The organism is Olivibacter sp. 47 (genome assembly GCF_030372825.1).
Classification (GTDB): Bacteria; Bacteroidota; Bacteroidia; order Sphingobacteriales; family Sphingobacteriaceae; genus Olivibacter; species Olivibacter oleidegradans.
Genome location: NZ_JAUCNR010000001.1, coordinates 200,563 through 216,714, shown reverse-complemented (window position 1 = coordinate 216,714; position 16,152 = coordinate 200,563). Strand labels below are relative to the sequence as shown.

General features: G+C 41.6%; 11 protein-coding genes. 4 read left to right on the top strand and 7 right to left on the bottom strand.

Features of this window, described 5'->3' with window-relative positions; genetic code table 11:
- Positions 1-49: 49 nt before the first annotated feature.
- The 7 genes from QT327_RS00845 to QT327_RS00820 form a co-directional block, all read right to left on the bottom strand.
- Entirely contained in the window at positions 50-1,174 is a 1,125-nt protein-coding gene (locus QT327_RS00845; protein WP_013667494.1) for a sensor protein KdpD, read from the bottom strand.
- A gap of 128 nt (positions 1,175-1,302) precedes the next feature.
- Complete coding sequence (locus tag QT327_RS00840) at positions 1,303-2,382, bottom strand: porin (RefSeq protein WP_289551638.1); 1,080 nt, start codon at positions 2,380-2,382, stop codon at positions 1,303-1,305.
- Between the two features lie 16 nt (positions 2,383-2,398).
- Positions 2,399-2,959, bottom strand: coding sequence for a K(+)-transporting ATPase subunit C (locus QT327_RS00835; RefSeq protein ID WP_130855371.1), 561 nt, complete (start codon positions 2,957-2,959; stop codon positions 2,399-2,401).
- 18 nt (positions 2,960-2,977) lie between these two features.
- Entirely contained in the window at positions 2,978-5,059 is a 2,082-nt protein-coding gene (gene kdpB, locus QT327_RS00830) for a potassium-transporting ATPase subunit KdpB (protein WP_289551637.1), read from the bottom strand.
- Positions 5,060-5,111: 52 nt separating this feature from the next.
- On the bottom strand, positions 5,112-6,800 hold the full coding sequence (gene kdpA, locus QT327_RS00825) for a potassium-transporting ATPase subunit KdpA (protein WP_130855373.1): 1,689 nt from the start codon (positions 6,798-6,800) through the stop codon (positions 5,112-5,114).
- Between the two features lie 47 nt (positions 6,801-6,847).
- The gene (locus tag QT327_RS28095) at positions 6,848-6,925 is read right to left on the bottom strand and encodes a potassium-transporting ATPase subunit F (protein WP_354004802.1); all 78 of its coding nucleotides are present in this window, start codon (positions 6,923-6,925) and stop codon (positions 6,848-6,850) included.
- A 241-nt stretch (positions 6,926-7,166) separates the two neighbouring features.
- Positions 7,167-7,520: a DUF7674 family protein gene (locus QT327_RS00820; RefSeq protein ID WP_013667489.1), complete on the bottom strand. Its 354-nt coding sequence runs from the start codon at positions 7,518-7,520 to the stop codon at positions 7,167-7,169.
- Positions 7,521-7,921: 401 nt separating this feature from the next.
- On the opposite strand from QT327_RS00820, the gene QT327_RS00815 reads away from it, so the two are divergent.
- The 4 genes from QT327_RS00815 to QT327_RS00800 all read left to right on the top strand — a co-directional run bounded on the left by QT327_RS00815 (position 7,922) and on the right by QT327_RS00800 (position 16,147).
- Complete coding sequence (locus QT327_RS00815) at positions 7,922-8,530, top strand: RNA polymerase sigma factor (protein WP_289551635.1); 609 nt, start codon at positions 7,922-7,924, stop codon at positions 8,528-8,530.
- Between the two features lie 149 nt (positions 8,531-8,679).
- Positions 8,680-11,088, top strand: coding sequence for a heavy metal translocating P-type ATPase (locus tag QT327_RS00810; protein WP_130855376.1), 2,409 nt, complete (start codon positions 8,680-8,682; stop codon positions 11,086-11,088).
- Positions 11,089-11,412: 324 nt separating this feature from the next.
- Positions 11,413-12,528 carry a FecR family protein gene (locus QT327_RS00805; protein WP_289551634.1) on the top strand — a complete coding sequence of 372 codons (1,116 nt, stop codon included), beginning with the start codon at positions 11,413-11,415 and terminating at the stop codon, positions 12,526-12,528.
- Positions 12,529-12,640: 112 nt separating this feature from the next.
- The gene (locus QT327_RS00800) at positions 12,641-16,147 is read left to right on the top strand and encodes a TonB-dependent receptor (RefSeq protein WP_289551633.1); all 3,507 of its coding nucleotides are present in this window, start codon (positions 12,641-12,643) and stop codon (positions 16,145-16,147) included.
- The last annotated feature ends 5 nt before the right edge of the window (positions 16,148-16,152 follow it).

Below are 16,152 nucleotides of genomic sequence, written 5' to 3'. Positions count from 1 at the left end.
CTATATGCGACGTTCGTTAGACAAGTATACACGTTACAATTTAGTAGGATCAAGATAAAATAATAAGATCGATATCATTGTCAGATAATTTTCTTAATAATTGATTGAAGATACCCGTTGCTAAAATAATGCGAAACAGATTGAGACGCGGTTTGCCGATACAGACTGTGGTTACTTTGTACTTGATCGCTAATTCAGAGATAGCAAGCGGTACATTCTTATGTTGTATCTGCAATACCGTTCCGCCCAATTCTGTTGCGAGTTTCAAATTGTTAATGAGATAACGTTGTTTATCCAAAGGTATTTTTACGGTAGCCTCTTTGGGCGTTTGCACATAGAGCACATACCATTGTCCATTGTAATAGCTGGCTAACCTAGCCGTTTTACGGATGACCGTTTTCGCTTTTTGTTCATTGCTACTAATACAGGCCAGGAAGCGCTCGGATCGCAACGCCTCTAATGGTGGCACTACGGCATCAACTTTTCGTTCGACATGGCCCGCCACTTCCTTTAATGCGAGCTCCCGTAATTGAAGGATATGGTCATTCCTAAAAAAATTCTGTAAAGCGGTTTCTATCTTGTCTGCCGTATAAATCTTTCCTTCTTTTAAGCGATCGATTAGTTCGTCCGCTGTCAAATCAATGTTGACAACCTCATCGGCTAATGTGATAATTTTGTCAGGAATACGCTCTTTAACTTCAATTCCTGTAATTTTTCGTATGTCATCATTTAAGCTTTCAATATGCTGAATATTGACAGCGCTGATGACGTTGATGCCGGATTCAATAATTTCCAAAACATCTTGCCATCGTTTTTCATTCTTGCTTCCTTCTATATTGGTATGTGCCAATTCATCAATGATGACGACTTCCGGCCTTAAATTTAGTACGCCCTGAACATCTAATTCTTCTAGTTCCTTGCCTCGGTAAAATAGTTTGCGTCGTTGGATAATCGGTAAACCTGCCAACAAGGCTTGCGTTTCCGTACGGTTATGGGTTTCTACATAAGCGATCTTTACATCTATGCCGTTTCTAAGTAGCATATGTGCTTCCTGCAGCATTCTATAGGTTTTGCCTACGCCTGCGCTCATTCCTATATACACTTTGAACTTTCCCTGCCGTGATTTCTTTATCAGGTCGAGAAAATGTGCAGCTTGTTGGTTCTCTTCTTCCATTTGCTTGCTATTGAAGAAATGATATGTCTACTTATAGAAGATAACGTATTCCTTTCACCAAAAATAGATGTAATTGACGTTATCTTCATGTGTTGATGCATTATATTATCGGAAGTGGCCAATAAGTATTAAAAGCTCAATGCGAGTGCTGTTGCAAGCGTCGTACTGTTAGAAGTGGCCGATTGGTTCCGTTTAATGAAAATCTCATCTTTACTTGCCAGCCGTCTGATTTCCGTTCTCCAGACTACATTTGGAAACAATTGATAATCGACATTCATGGAATAACCCCAAGTACTAAATCCTGCCGGGTTTTCGGTTGAAATTATTACACCCTCTTTATCTTGATAATATTCTCCACGAGCAGTAATAGAGAGATTTTGTGTAAGGCCATAGCGGGCGATGATGATGGGTGTATACCATGTATGATATTTGCTGCTGCCTTTTTCATCCTGTTCAGCTCCGAAATCGAAGCCCGCAATAATACCGAGACGTTCATTCAGCTGGAATTGCGCATAAAAGTTATGAAAGTAACGCATCTGTCGTACGCTGTCTGCTTTGTCACTTCCTATAAAAGAACTACTATTTAAGGTAATGGCATCGTTGGCTTTGAAGGTAAGCTGATGACCAAATGCAGGCGTTGTGTTACCGTCTACCCGTTGGATACGCTGCCAACCATTAAGATAAAGTGCTGCTAGGTACCACTTGCCATCTGCACTGGTATAATTCAATTTTGTGCCTGTCTCAAAATAGGGCGAGTTATCTGCTAGTAGGCTTCTTGTTAAGGTCCAATTATCTTTTCCAATAGCACTTTCAAATCCAATATGAGAAGGCATAATCCCTGCATCAAGCCAAAGCTCATGACGCTTTGAAAGTTTTATACCTACATTGGCCTCATAGATGTTTTTAAGTACACCCGTTTCAGCAGCATAGTTGGCATTCATATAAGTGCCCGCTGCGAGCGCCACATTTGCGCGAAGCTTGTTGTTTGTATAATTCGCCTTTACAAAAGCTAGATTTACGTTAACCTCATCCGTACGATTGTGGCTGTACACAAAGCCGGGGCGTGTGTTGCTCAACGGACGATTGAAATCATGCAAGTAATAAATTTCAGCGTAGCCACTTATTGTCAACGGCGATTGATGATCGTTTTGCGCGAATATATGGAGTGTACTTAGTAAAAATGCGAGGGCACTAATGATTTGTTTCATTTTGATAATTAAATCGTTATTGTATATGATCTAAAGCTAAATTAAGTTTAAGGACATTGATTTTTTCGGGTCCTAACATGCCCAATACGGGTTTTTCCGTGTGATTCGCGATTAACGAAGCAATCTTTTCTGGAGCGATACCACGGATACGGGCAATTCGTTGTATCTGCACCTGTGCAGCTTTAACGCTGATATTGGGATCCAAACCGCTACCGCTTGCAGTTACCAAATCAACCGGGATATCTGCTTTCCGAATTCCCGGATTATGCTTTAATAGTGTATCGATGCGCGCTTGAACAGTTGCTAAGTATTCCGGATTTGATGGCCCCTTATTACTGCCGGCAGAGCCAGCCGCATTATAGTCAACCGCTGATGGCCGAGAATAAAAGTACTTGTCTACCGTAAACGACTGGCCAATGTTCGTGTAGTATTTTTTTCCGTCTATTAAAACGATCTCGCCTTCTCCGCGATTCGGTGAAATTTGTGCAATGGCCCATACCACACTTGTATACACTCCGGAAAAGAGTATGATGGTTAAGACGGTTAATGTAATTGCTGAAAAAAGATTCTTCTTCATGATGATTTGTTCTAACTTCTATATAAACAGTGCTACCATAACATCGATCAACTTTATGCCGATAAAAGGTATGATGATGCCTCCCAATCCATAGATGAAAAGATTTCTCCTTAAAAGGGCACTGGCGCCGATCGGTTTATAGGCGACACCTTTTAACGCTAATGGAATGAGGAGGGGGATAATAATTGCGTTGAAAATAACAGCAGAAAGTATAGCACTTTCCGGGCTGTGCAAGTCCATAATATTAAGTCCCTGCAAGGCGGGAATCGCGCTGATGAACAACGCAGGAATGATCGCAAAATATTTTGCCACGTCGTTAGCTATCGAAAACGTGGTTAGCGTACCTCGAGTCATAAGTAACTGTTTTCCAATCTCTACAATTTCAATCAGCTTGGTAGGGTCGTTATCCAAATCCACCATATTGCCAGCTTCTTTCGCCGCCTGCGTACCACTGTTCATGGCAACTCCTACGTCTGCTTGTGCAAGAGCGGGCGCATCATTTGTTCCGTCACCCATCATAGCTACCAGCCTACCGGAAGCTTGTTCCTTTCGGATATAGTTCATCTTATCTTCTGGTTTCGCTTCTGCAATAAAGTCGTCCACTCCAGCCTTATTTGCGATAAATTTGGCAGTTAATGGATTGTCCCCGGTCACCATGACCGTTTTGATACCCATTTTTCGAAGCCGGGAGAAACGCTCCTGAATGCCTGGTTTAATAATATCTTGAAGTTCTATGACGCCTAGAACCTGTACATTTCCCGTGGCGTCCTCTTCAGAAACGACCAAGGGTGTTCCTCCGTTTGAAGAAATTTCCTCAACACGGCCGATTATTTCTTTCGGAAAGTTGTTTCCACTTTTTTCGACTAAGTTCCGTATTGCATCGGTCGCCCCTTTCCGTATTTTGGTCGCATCTTCGAGATCAACCCCCGAACATCTCGTTTCGGCCGTAAAGCCAATAAATTGCAATTTGCTTCGATTTTTTGAAGCTTCACTCAATTGGGTAGTACCCATGGCAGCAAATTTATGTTCAGGATTTATGGACAATTCAATGATCGATTTGCCCTCAGGAGTCTCATCCGCTAATGAACTCAGAACCGCAGCCCTTATAAATCGTTTGTCATCCACGCCTTGGGCGGGGTAAAAGTGCGTTGCCTTTCGGTTGCCAATCGTTATGGTACCTGTTTTATCCAACAATAACACATCAATGTCGCCCGCGGTTTCTACGGCTTTACCGCTCTTCGTGATGACGTTGGCTCGCAAAGCACGGTCCATGCCCGCAATTCCGATGGCGCTTAGCAGTCCACCGATGGTCGTAGGTATTAAACATACGAACAAGGAGATAAACGCAGCAATGGTGATCGGTGTATTTGCATAGTCAGCAAATGGTTTTAGCGTAACACAAACAATAATAAATACCAAAGTGAAACCCGCAAGCAAAATAGTCAATGCAATTTCATTAGGCGTTTTTTGCCTACTAGCCCCTTCTACCAATGCAATCATCTTATCGAGGAAACTCTCTCCGGGTTCTGTTGTTACGCGTACGCGAATGCGATCAGACAAGACCTTCGTTCCGCCGGTTACACTGCTTTTATCGCCTCCTGCTTCGCGGATAACCGGAGCCGATTCACCGGTGATGGCACTTTCGTCAATTGTTGCTAAGCCTTCAATAATTTCGCCATCGGTAGGTATGATATCCCCCGCCTCGCAAAAGAAAACATCTCCTTTTCGAAGGGAGGAAGACGCGATTTGCGTAACGCTGCCATCGGGTGCCAAACGTTTGGCTGGAGTCTCCTCCCGGGTCCTTCTCAATGAGTCGGCCTGGGCTTTACCTCGTGCTTCTGCTATAGCCTCTGCAAAATTGGCAAAAAGGAGGGTTATAAAAAGCACAAAGAAAATAGATAGGTTGTAGGCAATGCTCCCTTGCGATTTCTCGCCCATGAGTGTCCAAATGCATACACCGAACATGACAAAGGTCCCTATCTCCACCGTAAACATAACGGGATTGCGGAACATGATCCGGGGACTGAGTTTTATGAACGACTGTTTAAAAGCTTCACTAACGAGCTCTTGTTGAAACAGTGATTTTTTTTCTGATTTCATTTGTAAATAATTTTTTGTTCTGATTGCCTTCCACCAAGTAATAGACTGTCATTTATCTCATGGTAAAATATTCTGCAATAGGCCCTAATGCTAATGCGGGAAAGAAAGTAAGCGCGGCAATGATCACAATGACAGCAAATACCATCAAGCCAAAAGTTGCTGTATCCGTCTTTAATGTTCCCGCGCTTTCGGGTGTATACTTTTTGTTGGCAAGTAAGCCGGCGATAGCAACCGGACCAATAATGGGAATAAATCGTGAAAGAATTAATACAATACCTGTACTGATATTCCACCAGGGTGTGTTATCCCCAAGTCCTTCAAATCCACTGCCATTATTTGCGGATGAAGAAGTAAATTCGTAAAGCATTTCGCTGAAGCCATGAAAACCGGGATTATTTAACGTGCTTAGTGTAAGTTGAGGTAAGGCAACCGATAAGGCCGTACCGGCTAGTATTAGAAAGGGATGTACAAGCGCAATAATAATGGCTATTTTTACCTCTCGGGCTTCTACCTTTTTTCCCAAAAACTCGGGTGTGCGACCTACCATTAATCCACTAATAAAAACAGCGAGAATAATGAAGATATAAAAATTCAGTATGCCTGCACCCACACCTCCATAAAAGCTATTGGTAATCATCGCTAACAATTCGTTCATGCCGGATAACGGCATGGTACTGTCATGCATAGCATTCACGGAGCCGGTGGAAATGACAGTGGTGGCGATGCTCCAAAATCCCGAGGCCGCGGCTCCAAACCTAATTTCTTTACCCTCCATAGCGCCTAAGGCATTGTCAATTCCCATGCTTCCAATCGCAGGATTACCTCGCATCTCCATGAGTACGTTTGGAATAGCTAGAGCTAAGAACCCAGCCGTCATGGTGGCAAAAATCATATAGGAAAGCTTCTTCCGGTTTAAATAATAGCCCAATGCAAAAATCATGGCTAATGGGATAATCATTTGCGCGACCATTTCTACCATATTGGTCAGATAATTAGGGTTTTCAAAGGGATGTGCTGAATTTGCACCAAAGAAGCCTCCGCCATTGGTTCCAACATGCTTAATAGCAATAAAACTGGCAGCGGGTCCTCTAGCAACCTGAACCGTATCTCCCTGCAACGAAATCATTGTATCTTTCCCTTCGAAAGTCATAGGTGTACCATTAAATACAAGTAGGATAGCCACGAGAAGTGAAATGGGAAGTAAAATACGTGTACAAGATTTCAGGAAATACACGTAAAAGTTTCCGAGCTTGTCTGTAGTTCGTTCCTTAAGTGCATTAAATAATACGGCTGCTGCAGCCATTCCGGTTCCCGCGCTTACAAATTGCAAAAACATCAGCCAAAGTTGTCCTAAATAACTCAGACCACTTTCTCCCGAATAGTGTTGTAAGTTGCAATTGACCACAAAGGAGATAACCGTGTTAAATGCTAAATGAGCAGACATGGCCGGATTAGTGTCCGGATTTAAGGGAAGCCAGTCTTGATTCATCAAAATAAACATACCGACAAGGAACCATATGGAATTTATAGTCAATAAAGCAACTAAATGTTGTTTCCAGCTCATTTCATGTTTTGAATCGATTTTGCCAAGTCGATAGATAGTGTTTTCTATATTGCCAAAAAGGAAGTCGAGCCAAGTGCGTTCGCCACTATATACCTTAGCTATATATTTTCCTAACGGAATCGCTAAGACGCAAGTCAGAAGGAACATGAAAACGACTCCAAATATTTCTGTGTTCATTTTTTTTTAACTAAATGTGGATGTACCTAAGTACTGAATATTGATTTTTAGAATTTTTCAGGTTTTAGCAAGACGTACAGAATGTATGCAAAAACACCAATTGAGATGATAAATAGCGCTGTCATGATTTTATATTTTTTCGAAATAATCCACCAGTTTGAAGAAAAGGGCAAAACAGAGAATGCCGATAAGTATTAGAAGAAGGGTGAGCATGATTTTTGTTTTCTTTTAATTGATCACACGGATAATGATACCGACGATAATGAAAATAATAAAGAGAGAAATAAGGATAGCAAATGGCCTATTCCATTGTGGTTTTATGACTTTTTTTCTCAATTTGCTTCGTAACTTTCTCATAGCGTTCAGTTAATACTGCTGCTTGGTATATACTGTTAATAGTTTTATGGGAATGCGTTTCTCAATTAAGCCCCACTCATATTGACTGCATAATTTCCGCATGCCGTTGAACGAGCGTACAAATAGATTTTCTATCAGATCTTTAACTCTTTCGTTCCCGCAATTGTATATCCAGCCTACAAGGGAGATGGAATAGATGACCTTCGCAATTTCATGTACGGTTATCCGGTCGCGAATATAGCTTACGACCACTTGAAGCGCCCCTGCGAGGTTTTCCCTTGATAATTCGCTTATCTCGCGTTTTATTTCCGGGATCTCGGCGGAGATAATATCCGGAATTTCGTCTTGATTGATTTTGTTCATTTTTAATATTGTTTTGACCGCAGGGTGCCAAAAGCATTCCAATCGTGTCTTGTTTTATTTAATTGCTTGTATTTTAGTTGTTTAATTCTTTTTGCCTTCTTAGGCCTTGCAAAAAAAACTATCATCTTGATAGGGCCTTTATCAAAATGATAGGATGATTGGCCGTTTATATTAGCGATTAATTCGGATGTTTTTCCGAGCGATGAATCGGAGCGTCAAAAAGATAATCTGCTATTTTACGCAAACGGTTGCGTTTGTAACTGGTTTGTTATACTCTTTTTTTTTCTCTAGCATTGTGAAAAGCTAACTGATCATACCTGTCTTAAAGACATTTTGGGAAAAGCAATGCGCTCGTATAAGCGATACTTTTATTTACACGGTTGGGTACAAATTTTTGAAAGATGAAGGCCTATTTTAATCCCGATGAATCTATCTTAATCAAGAAATTGGCGAATGGTAGCGAAAAAGCATTTTACACACTATATGGTAAATACTTTAAACGGGTTTATTCATTTGTTTTAGCATATGTTAAATCACCGGATTTAACCGAAGATGTCTGTCAGGAGATATTTATTAAAATATGGCATAATCGAGCGAGTTTAGTGGAAATAAAATCTTTCAAGGCCTACCTTTTCACGATCACTCGAAATCACACCCTGAATATTTTAAGAAAGGCAAGCAATTCCCGTATTACGATGGTAGAAGTACTGAGCTATTATCCAACCAATGAAAAAACGACAGAAAACGAAGTTCAATTGAAAGAATATCAACGTTATTTGCATGAAACGTTGGATGGTTTAACACCTACCGCTCGACGTATATTCAAGCTTTGCCGCGAAGAGCAAAAAACCTATGATCAAGTAGCTCGTGAGTTGGGTATAAGTCGAAATGCAATAAAAAAACATATGGTTCAAACGATGAAAACGCTCAAAGCCCTTATCGAGGGGCCATTAGAGGTACGTTGGTGCATTTTCTTTTGGATGAACATTGCCATCTCAGCTTTCATTTAATTTTTAGCATATTGATAACAATATCAAATTAATGGTCAAAGCTGTTGGACAAGATATAAGTAAATCTTACAAATCAATCCTATAATTTCATAATAAAACATGGTGATATTGTTGCCAATTTTGTATTGCAAAAACAAAGCAATCAGCATATGGCGACTAAAGAAACAGTTTATATTCCATTAACCGATGTAGAAAGTGAACACTGCGCATTAATAGTCGAGAAAGGGCTTGCACAGATAAGTGGAGTAGAAAGCCACCAAGTAGAACTGAATAACCACAGGGCAGCTATTAGGGTAACGGATAACGCCGTAATTGGGGAAGCTGTGAAGGTCATTAAAGATTTAGGCTATGGAGTTCCCACAGTCAAAAATTCATTTCCGGTATTAGGCATGACATGTGCTTCTTGTGCCGCAAGCGCTGAAAGCATTGTCAAGTACCAAGACGGGGTTGTCAGCGCCGCTGTAAACTTTGCAACTGGCAATCTTACGGTTGAGTACCTGCCAAATATGACCAATGCTGCCAAACTGCAAGAGGCTGTTCGAGGAGTAGGTTACGATTTACTGATTGAAGATGAAACCAAACAGCAGGAAACATTAGAAGCTATCCATGCAGATAAATTTAAGAAGCTAAAAAATAAAACGATATGGGCCGTATTACTATCGCTTCCTGTAGTGATCATTGGGATGTTCTTAATGGATATGCCTTTTGCCAATGAAATAATGTGGTTTTTCTCAACCCCTGTTGTTTTATGGTTAGGTAAAGACTTCTTTGTCAACGCGTGGAAACAGACGAAGCACCGTTCTGCCAATATGGATACATTGGTAGCACTAAGTACAGGTATAGCCTATCTGTTCAGCGTGTTTAATATGCTTTTCTTGGATTTCTGGCATCAAAGAGGATTACACGCACACGTTTACTTTGAGGCAGCGGCTGTCATTGTTGCATTCATACTGTTAGGCAAGTTATTAGAAGAGAAAGCAAAAGGTAATACCTCTTCCGCGATCAAAAAACTAATGGGCTTGCAGCCAAAAACAGTTATTGTAATTGAAACTAATGGTAATGAAAGACAAAAAGCGATTGAAGATGTGAATGAGGGTGATATAATTCTCGTAAAACCAGGAGAAAAAATCGCAGTGGACGGTTTGGTTATATCGGGAACATCTTATGTAGATGAAAGTATGTTGAGTGGTGAGCCTGTACCGGTATTAAAGAAGGAAGACGAAAAAGTATTTGCCGGTACCATTAACCAGAAAGGTAGCTTCCGGTTCAAAGCGGTAAAAGTGGGCAAGGAAACCATGCTTGCACAAATCATTAAAATGGTGCAGGACGCGCAGGGAAGCAAAGCACCTGTACAAAAGCTGGTAGATAAGATTGCTGGTATTTTTGTTCCTGTCGTGATTGCTATTGCTATTTTTACATTCCTTTTATGGTTTATTCTCGGAGGAGATAATGGAGTTGTACAAGGTTTATTGGCAGCCGTTACGGTATTGGTAATTGCCTGTCCCTGTGCTCTGGGCTTGGCGACACCGACGGCCATTATGGTAGGTGTGGGAAGAGGTGCTGAAAAAGGTATTTTGATTAAGGATGCAGAAAGTCTTGAATTAGCGAAAAAAGTAAATGCAATCGTATTAGATAAAACCGGAACAGTTACGGAAGGCAGACCGCAGGTAACCGGTATGCTGTGGTTGAATAATGATGATGCAGCCAAAGATATTCTACTGAGTATCGAAAAGCAGTCAGAGCATCCATTGGCAGAAGCCGTGGTAAAACATTTAGGAGGAATAGAAACCACCGCTTTATCACGGTTTGACAGCATCACAGGTAAAGGCGTAAAAGCCGACTATCATAACGAAACCTATTACGTCGGTAATAAAAAGCTGTTGGTGGAAAATAACATTACTATTGCAGAGCAGCTTTTACAGCAAGCTAGCCAATGGGGTGAGCAGTCTAAAACCGTTATTTGGTTTTCCAATAGCACACAAGCACTTTCTGTCATTGCGATTGCTGACCAAATTAAAGCTACTTCGATACAGGCCATCAAGGAAATACAAGATATGGGTATTGACCTATATATGCTTACCGGTGATAACAAAGCAACCGCTAAAGCGATTGCACAACAAACAGGCATTAAGCACTACAAGGCCGAGGTTTTGCCGCAGGACAAAGCCGATTTTATAAAAGAATTGCAAAGGCAAGGCAAATTAGTGGCGATGGTTGGTGATGGTATCAACGATAGCACCGCTCTTGCAACTGCCGATGTAAGTATAGCAATGGGAAAAGGAAGTGATATTGCAATGGATGTTGCGAAAATGACTATCATTTCCTCAGATTTGACTAAAATAGCGCAGGCTATCCGCTTGTCAAAGCAGACGGTGACTACCATTAAACAAAATTTGTTTTGGGCATTTATCTATAATGTTATCGGTATTCCGGTTGCCGCAGGTATACTCTACCCAATAAATGGTTTCTTGCTGAATCCCATGATTGCAGGTGCAGCGATGGCATTAAGTAGTGTAAGTGTAGTAAGCAATAGTTTGAGGTTGAAGTGGAAGAAGTAAGCAAGCATTTGTCCTGATTTTGATTTCCATTGATGCCTGCGGGAACTTTGCGGCGGAACGATAATCCAAACCAAGTTACGATACGCCAAAAAATTCGTCGAATAAGGTACGAACGGGAAAAAACAAGATGATTCAGTATTAATCATCTTGTTTTTTTAATTTTTTTTTAATGATTGCAGATAAATCAGTGAAAGCAAATCTACGCAACCCATGAAAAGCTAATTTACAATTCGCAGATTTTTAAAAAAGTTTTATTTCTTAGGTACCCTAAATGAGCGTTCGAGTGTCTTAAATTATGTAGTTCCGATAAACTGCATAAACGAGATGAACAAAGACGCTTTTTATAAAGAATTAATCCACAGATACCGCGCCGGCTCCGCTACAGAAGAGGAGTTGGAAGCGTTCTATCATCTTGTCCAATCGGGCGAAATAGATCATTATCTAAGCGAAATAATGGAGGACCATTTCTGTGGGGGGCGTCCGAAGAGCAGACTTTCGTTAAATTTCGGTTATGCAGCCGCTATCGTTATATGTTTCGTTTCCGGATTTATTTTCTTTTACTATCAAAATCACCATCATAACCGTGCGATAATTCAACCACCCGAAGAGATAACAGCAGCTAAAGATCAGGCAATTCTAACGCTGGCAGATGGCACTAAAATCAAGCTGGATTCAACCCGAAGCGAAAGCGAAAATACAGATGGGTTTCAAGTGTTAAGTAAACTAAAAGCAGTTATAGGTTACAATAAGGATGCAACAAGGGAAGGCGAAGCTTTGGTATATCATGAGATTGCGATACCAAATGGTGGAAAGTACAAAGTGATATTGAGTGATGGAACCAAAGTATGGCTCAATGCCGGCAGCAAACTCAAATTTCCTGTTCGATTTAGTAAGGCCCGGCGGGAGGTTGAACTTGATGGTGAAGCCTATTTTGAAGTCGAGTCGAAGATTTCCAAACAAGAAAACCAACCATTTACGGTCCATACGCGATATCAAGATATTCAGGTGCTCGGTACAAGCTTTAATATAAAGGCTTATCAGGACGAGCCCAGCGAAACCTCGACACTTGTCACAGGTCGTGTAAACGTAATAAACAAGCGCACCCGGCAAATTTTACAGTTAAATCCCGGAAAAGAGTTGACCTTAAGTAAAGCAGCAGCTGCGACTTCGGTAAGTGATGCAGACATAGAAGAAGTTTTGGCTTGGAAGCATGGGGACTTTGTTTTCAATGAAACACCCATATACGAAATCATGAAGCAATTGGCTAGATGGTATGACGTGGAAGTGGATTTTGGAAGTGTTGCGAACAATATCTATAGTGGATATATACCCCGAGATGCCAATTTGAAACAAGTCTTAGACATGATGGAAAGAACCGGGGAATTAAAATTTGACATGAATAACAGAAAGATTTACGTAAAAACTAAGATGCCTATGTAAAAATCGTATATGAAAAAACCGGTAGCGATGCCGCGCTGCCGGTTTAAATTGGCGCAAGTCAATTTGCCTAAAAAGTTAAATAAACTAATCGACTAACTTAATTTACAAATGTATGAATTTAACTATTCAATACAAAGCACCCTATTGGCCTAAAAGTCACCGATCTTCTTGGACTTTTTTTGGTTTAAATGTATTAAAAATCAGTAAGTTAACAATTTTTATATTACTGCTTTCATTACTGCAGGTGTCGGGTAAAGTGTTCTCGCAGGAAATTAATCTCTCGGTAAAAAACGCACCCTTAGCCTCCATCTTGAAATCAATCAGCAAGCAAAGCGGCTACCGTCTTTTCTATAATAGTAAGCTGTTACAGCAGGCAAAGCCTGTTACGATTAACTTACAACATGCTTCTTTGGAAGAAAGTCTTGAAAAAGCCTTAGCCGGTCAGACACTGGCCTATAGTATAGAGGACAAATCGATTGTCATTCGTAACCAAGTCGAGCAGTCAACGCCCCCTATACAAAGTGTGGTACAACAGCTTAGAGTTGGTGGTTTAGTGAAAGACGAAGCCGGCTTGCCCTTAGCTGGCGTAAGCGTTCAAGAAAAGGGGGTGAAGAATGGTACCTTAACCGATTCACAAGGAAGGTTCAGTCTCAATCTAAGTAAAAATAATGCCATGTTGGTTTTCACGTACCTGGGTTATACCCCAAGAGAAATTGCTGTTACAGGAAACCTAATTGAAGTGATTTTGGAACAAGATCTAGCCAACTTAGATGAAGTGGTGGTAGTAGGTTATGGAACGCAGAACAAAGCGCTTGTAACCGGCGCGGTTTCGCAGATTAGCGGTGAAGTGTTACAAAATCGGCCCATATCGCGTGTGAGCCAGGCTTTGCAAGGGCAGATGCCAGGTCTCAATATTATCACCGGTAGCAGTGGCGGAGCACCTAATGCTACACAGAATATCAATGTCCGCGGATTTACGGGACTGGGAACGACTGGCGGACCACTGGTCGTTATCGATGGTGTACAAGGAGGAGATATCAATGCATTAAATCCGGATGATATCGAGAATATTTCTGTGCTGAAGGATGCAGCATCCGCGGCTATTTATGGATCAAGCGCTCCTTACGGTGTTATCTTAATTACAACAAAACAAGGTAAAAAAGGAAGTAAACCAGCTATTACTTACAATAATACCTTGGGATGGGCCGCGCCGATCAATTTGCCAACCATGCTGAATTCACTGGATTTTGCCAACTTGTATAATGAGGCAGCGACGAATGGAGGGCGAAGTGAAATATTTAGTCAGGAAACGATCGATCGTATCATTGCTTATCAAAACGGATCCTTTAAGGACGAAACGATCGCCAATCCGCAACCCGGTGCAAATGATTATTATACCTGGGGGAATGGAAACGCTAACAATGATTGGTTTAAAGTATACTTTAAAGATCTCGCATTCAGCCAACAACATAATGTAGGTGTTTCCGGTGGTTCCGAAAATACCACTTATTACGTCGGCTTGGGGTATAACGATAGGGCCGGTATGTACAATTATGGTGATGATTCGTATAAGCGCTTTAACGTTCGTACCAACATCACCACATCGGTAGCGAAGTGGTTAGACTTTAGCTACCGTGGAAGCTTTTCAAAAGAACTTAGCAACTCACCTAATACCTATTCAGGAAAAACAGGAGGGAACTATATGCATCAGATCGCTCGAAAGTGGCCAAGTGTTCCCCTTTTTAATCCTGATGGCAATTATTCAGATGCCAGCGATGTATTGCTTCACCAACAAGGTGGACGATCCAAATCAACGCTTGACAAAGCTTTATTGACCGGCGAGTTTATCTTCAAATTGGCGACCGGCTGGACGGCGACGGTTAATTATACATTTGATGGGACATTCCAAGATCAAAACGCTCACACCAAGACGCTCTATTCAGTACGTCCAGATGGTTCGCAATACCAGATAGGTGGTACTTATCCGAACGGATTTAGCCGATCGAACTACCGTATTCAGCATCACATCGTCAACGCATTTACCAAATATGAAAAGCAACTGGACGATCATTTCTTTAGTATAATGGGTGGTTTTGTTCGTGATTACACGGACTATCAGCGTTATGCGGCCAGCAATAGCCAACTCTATTCCGATAATATCCCCTCTTTATCCGGAACTTATGGACCGGCACCGTCTATCAGTGATTTTACTCGAAAACTGGCTTCCGATGGTTTTTTCGGACGTTTTAATTACAACTATAAGCAAAAATATCTATTCGAATTCAATGGGCGTTATGATGGTACATCACGCTTTCTCGGTCCGGTTCGTTGGAAGTTCTATCCGGGCGTTTCCGTAGGATGGAATGTCGATAAAGAAATCTTTTTTGAATCGATTAAAACAACAGTCAATAGCTTTAAATTGAGAGGCTCTTATGGATCACTGGGCGATCAGGCTTTTATTGATCCGGACCCGAGCAACCCGAATTGGTACCCATTCTATCCAAGTTTGGGTACTTCAAGTCCACCGAGTACTAATTGGCTTTTTGGGGGTAACCAACAAGCAGCTGTGTCACCACCGGGCTTGATCAATCCGGATTTAACCTGGGTGACGACCACCTCGTTGAACATCGGAACCGAAATCGGCTTATTGCAGGATCGTTTGAATGCCTCCTTCGATTGGTATATCCGTAAAGCGGACGATTTTGCCGGGCCCGCCCAGGCTTTACCTAGTGTCTTAGGTAATACGCCTCCTAGTGCAAATAACGCAGCCATGGAAACGCGGGGCTTCGAATTGAGTTTACAATGGCGCGATCGAATCGGAGAGGTTAACTACGGTCTACGCGCAGTATTGAGTGATTATCGAGGAAAGGTAACCCGTTATCCGAATCCAACAGGTTTAAATAGTACTTGGTATGCAGGCCAGCAAATGGGCGATATCTGGGGCTATACTACTTATGGCCTTTTCCAAAATCAGGCAGAAATTGATGCGGCTCCCTCGCAACAGCGTATATCTGGCCAGACATGGAAACCGGGAGATGTACGATATGTGGATCTGAACAACAACGGCATTATTGATTTTGGCGACAACACGATTTCCAATCCGGGAGACAGAAGTGTTATCGGTAATAATACGCCCCGTTTCGCTTACGGTTTCACGGGGGATCTCAGCTGGAAAAATATCGATTTTATGTTTTTTATCCAGGGAATCGCAAAGCGTGATGCATGGGTTGGGTCCAATTATTTTTGGGGTATTGTGGGCGACGAATGGCAAAGCTCACCTTTCAACGTGCACCAAGATCGTTGGAGTCCGGATAACCCCAATGGCTATTTTCCGAAGTTTTACTTAACTGGCGAGAATGGAAAGAATACGCAGACACAAACGCGTTATTTGCAGAACGCAGCTTATTTGAGATTGAAAAATATTCAGCTGGGCTATTCACTGCCCAAGTCTTGGTTGGAAAAAATAGGTTTCAGTAAAGTGCGATTCTATGTCAGTGTAGAAAATGTTTTCACGATTACTGATTTGATCAAAACAATGGATCCCGAGCTGTCGATTAGCGATGCCAAGATCTATCCCTTACAGCGGACCTATGCAGCGGGTGTGAATTTGTCTTTTTAAAGTTT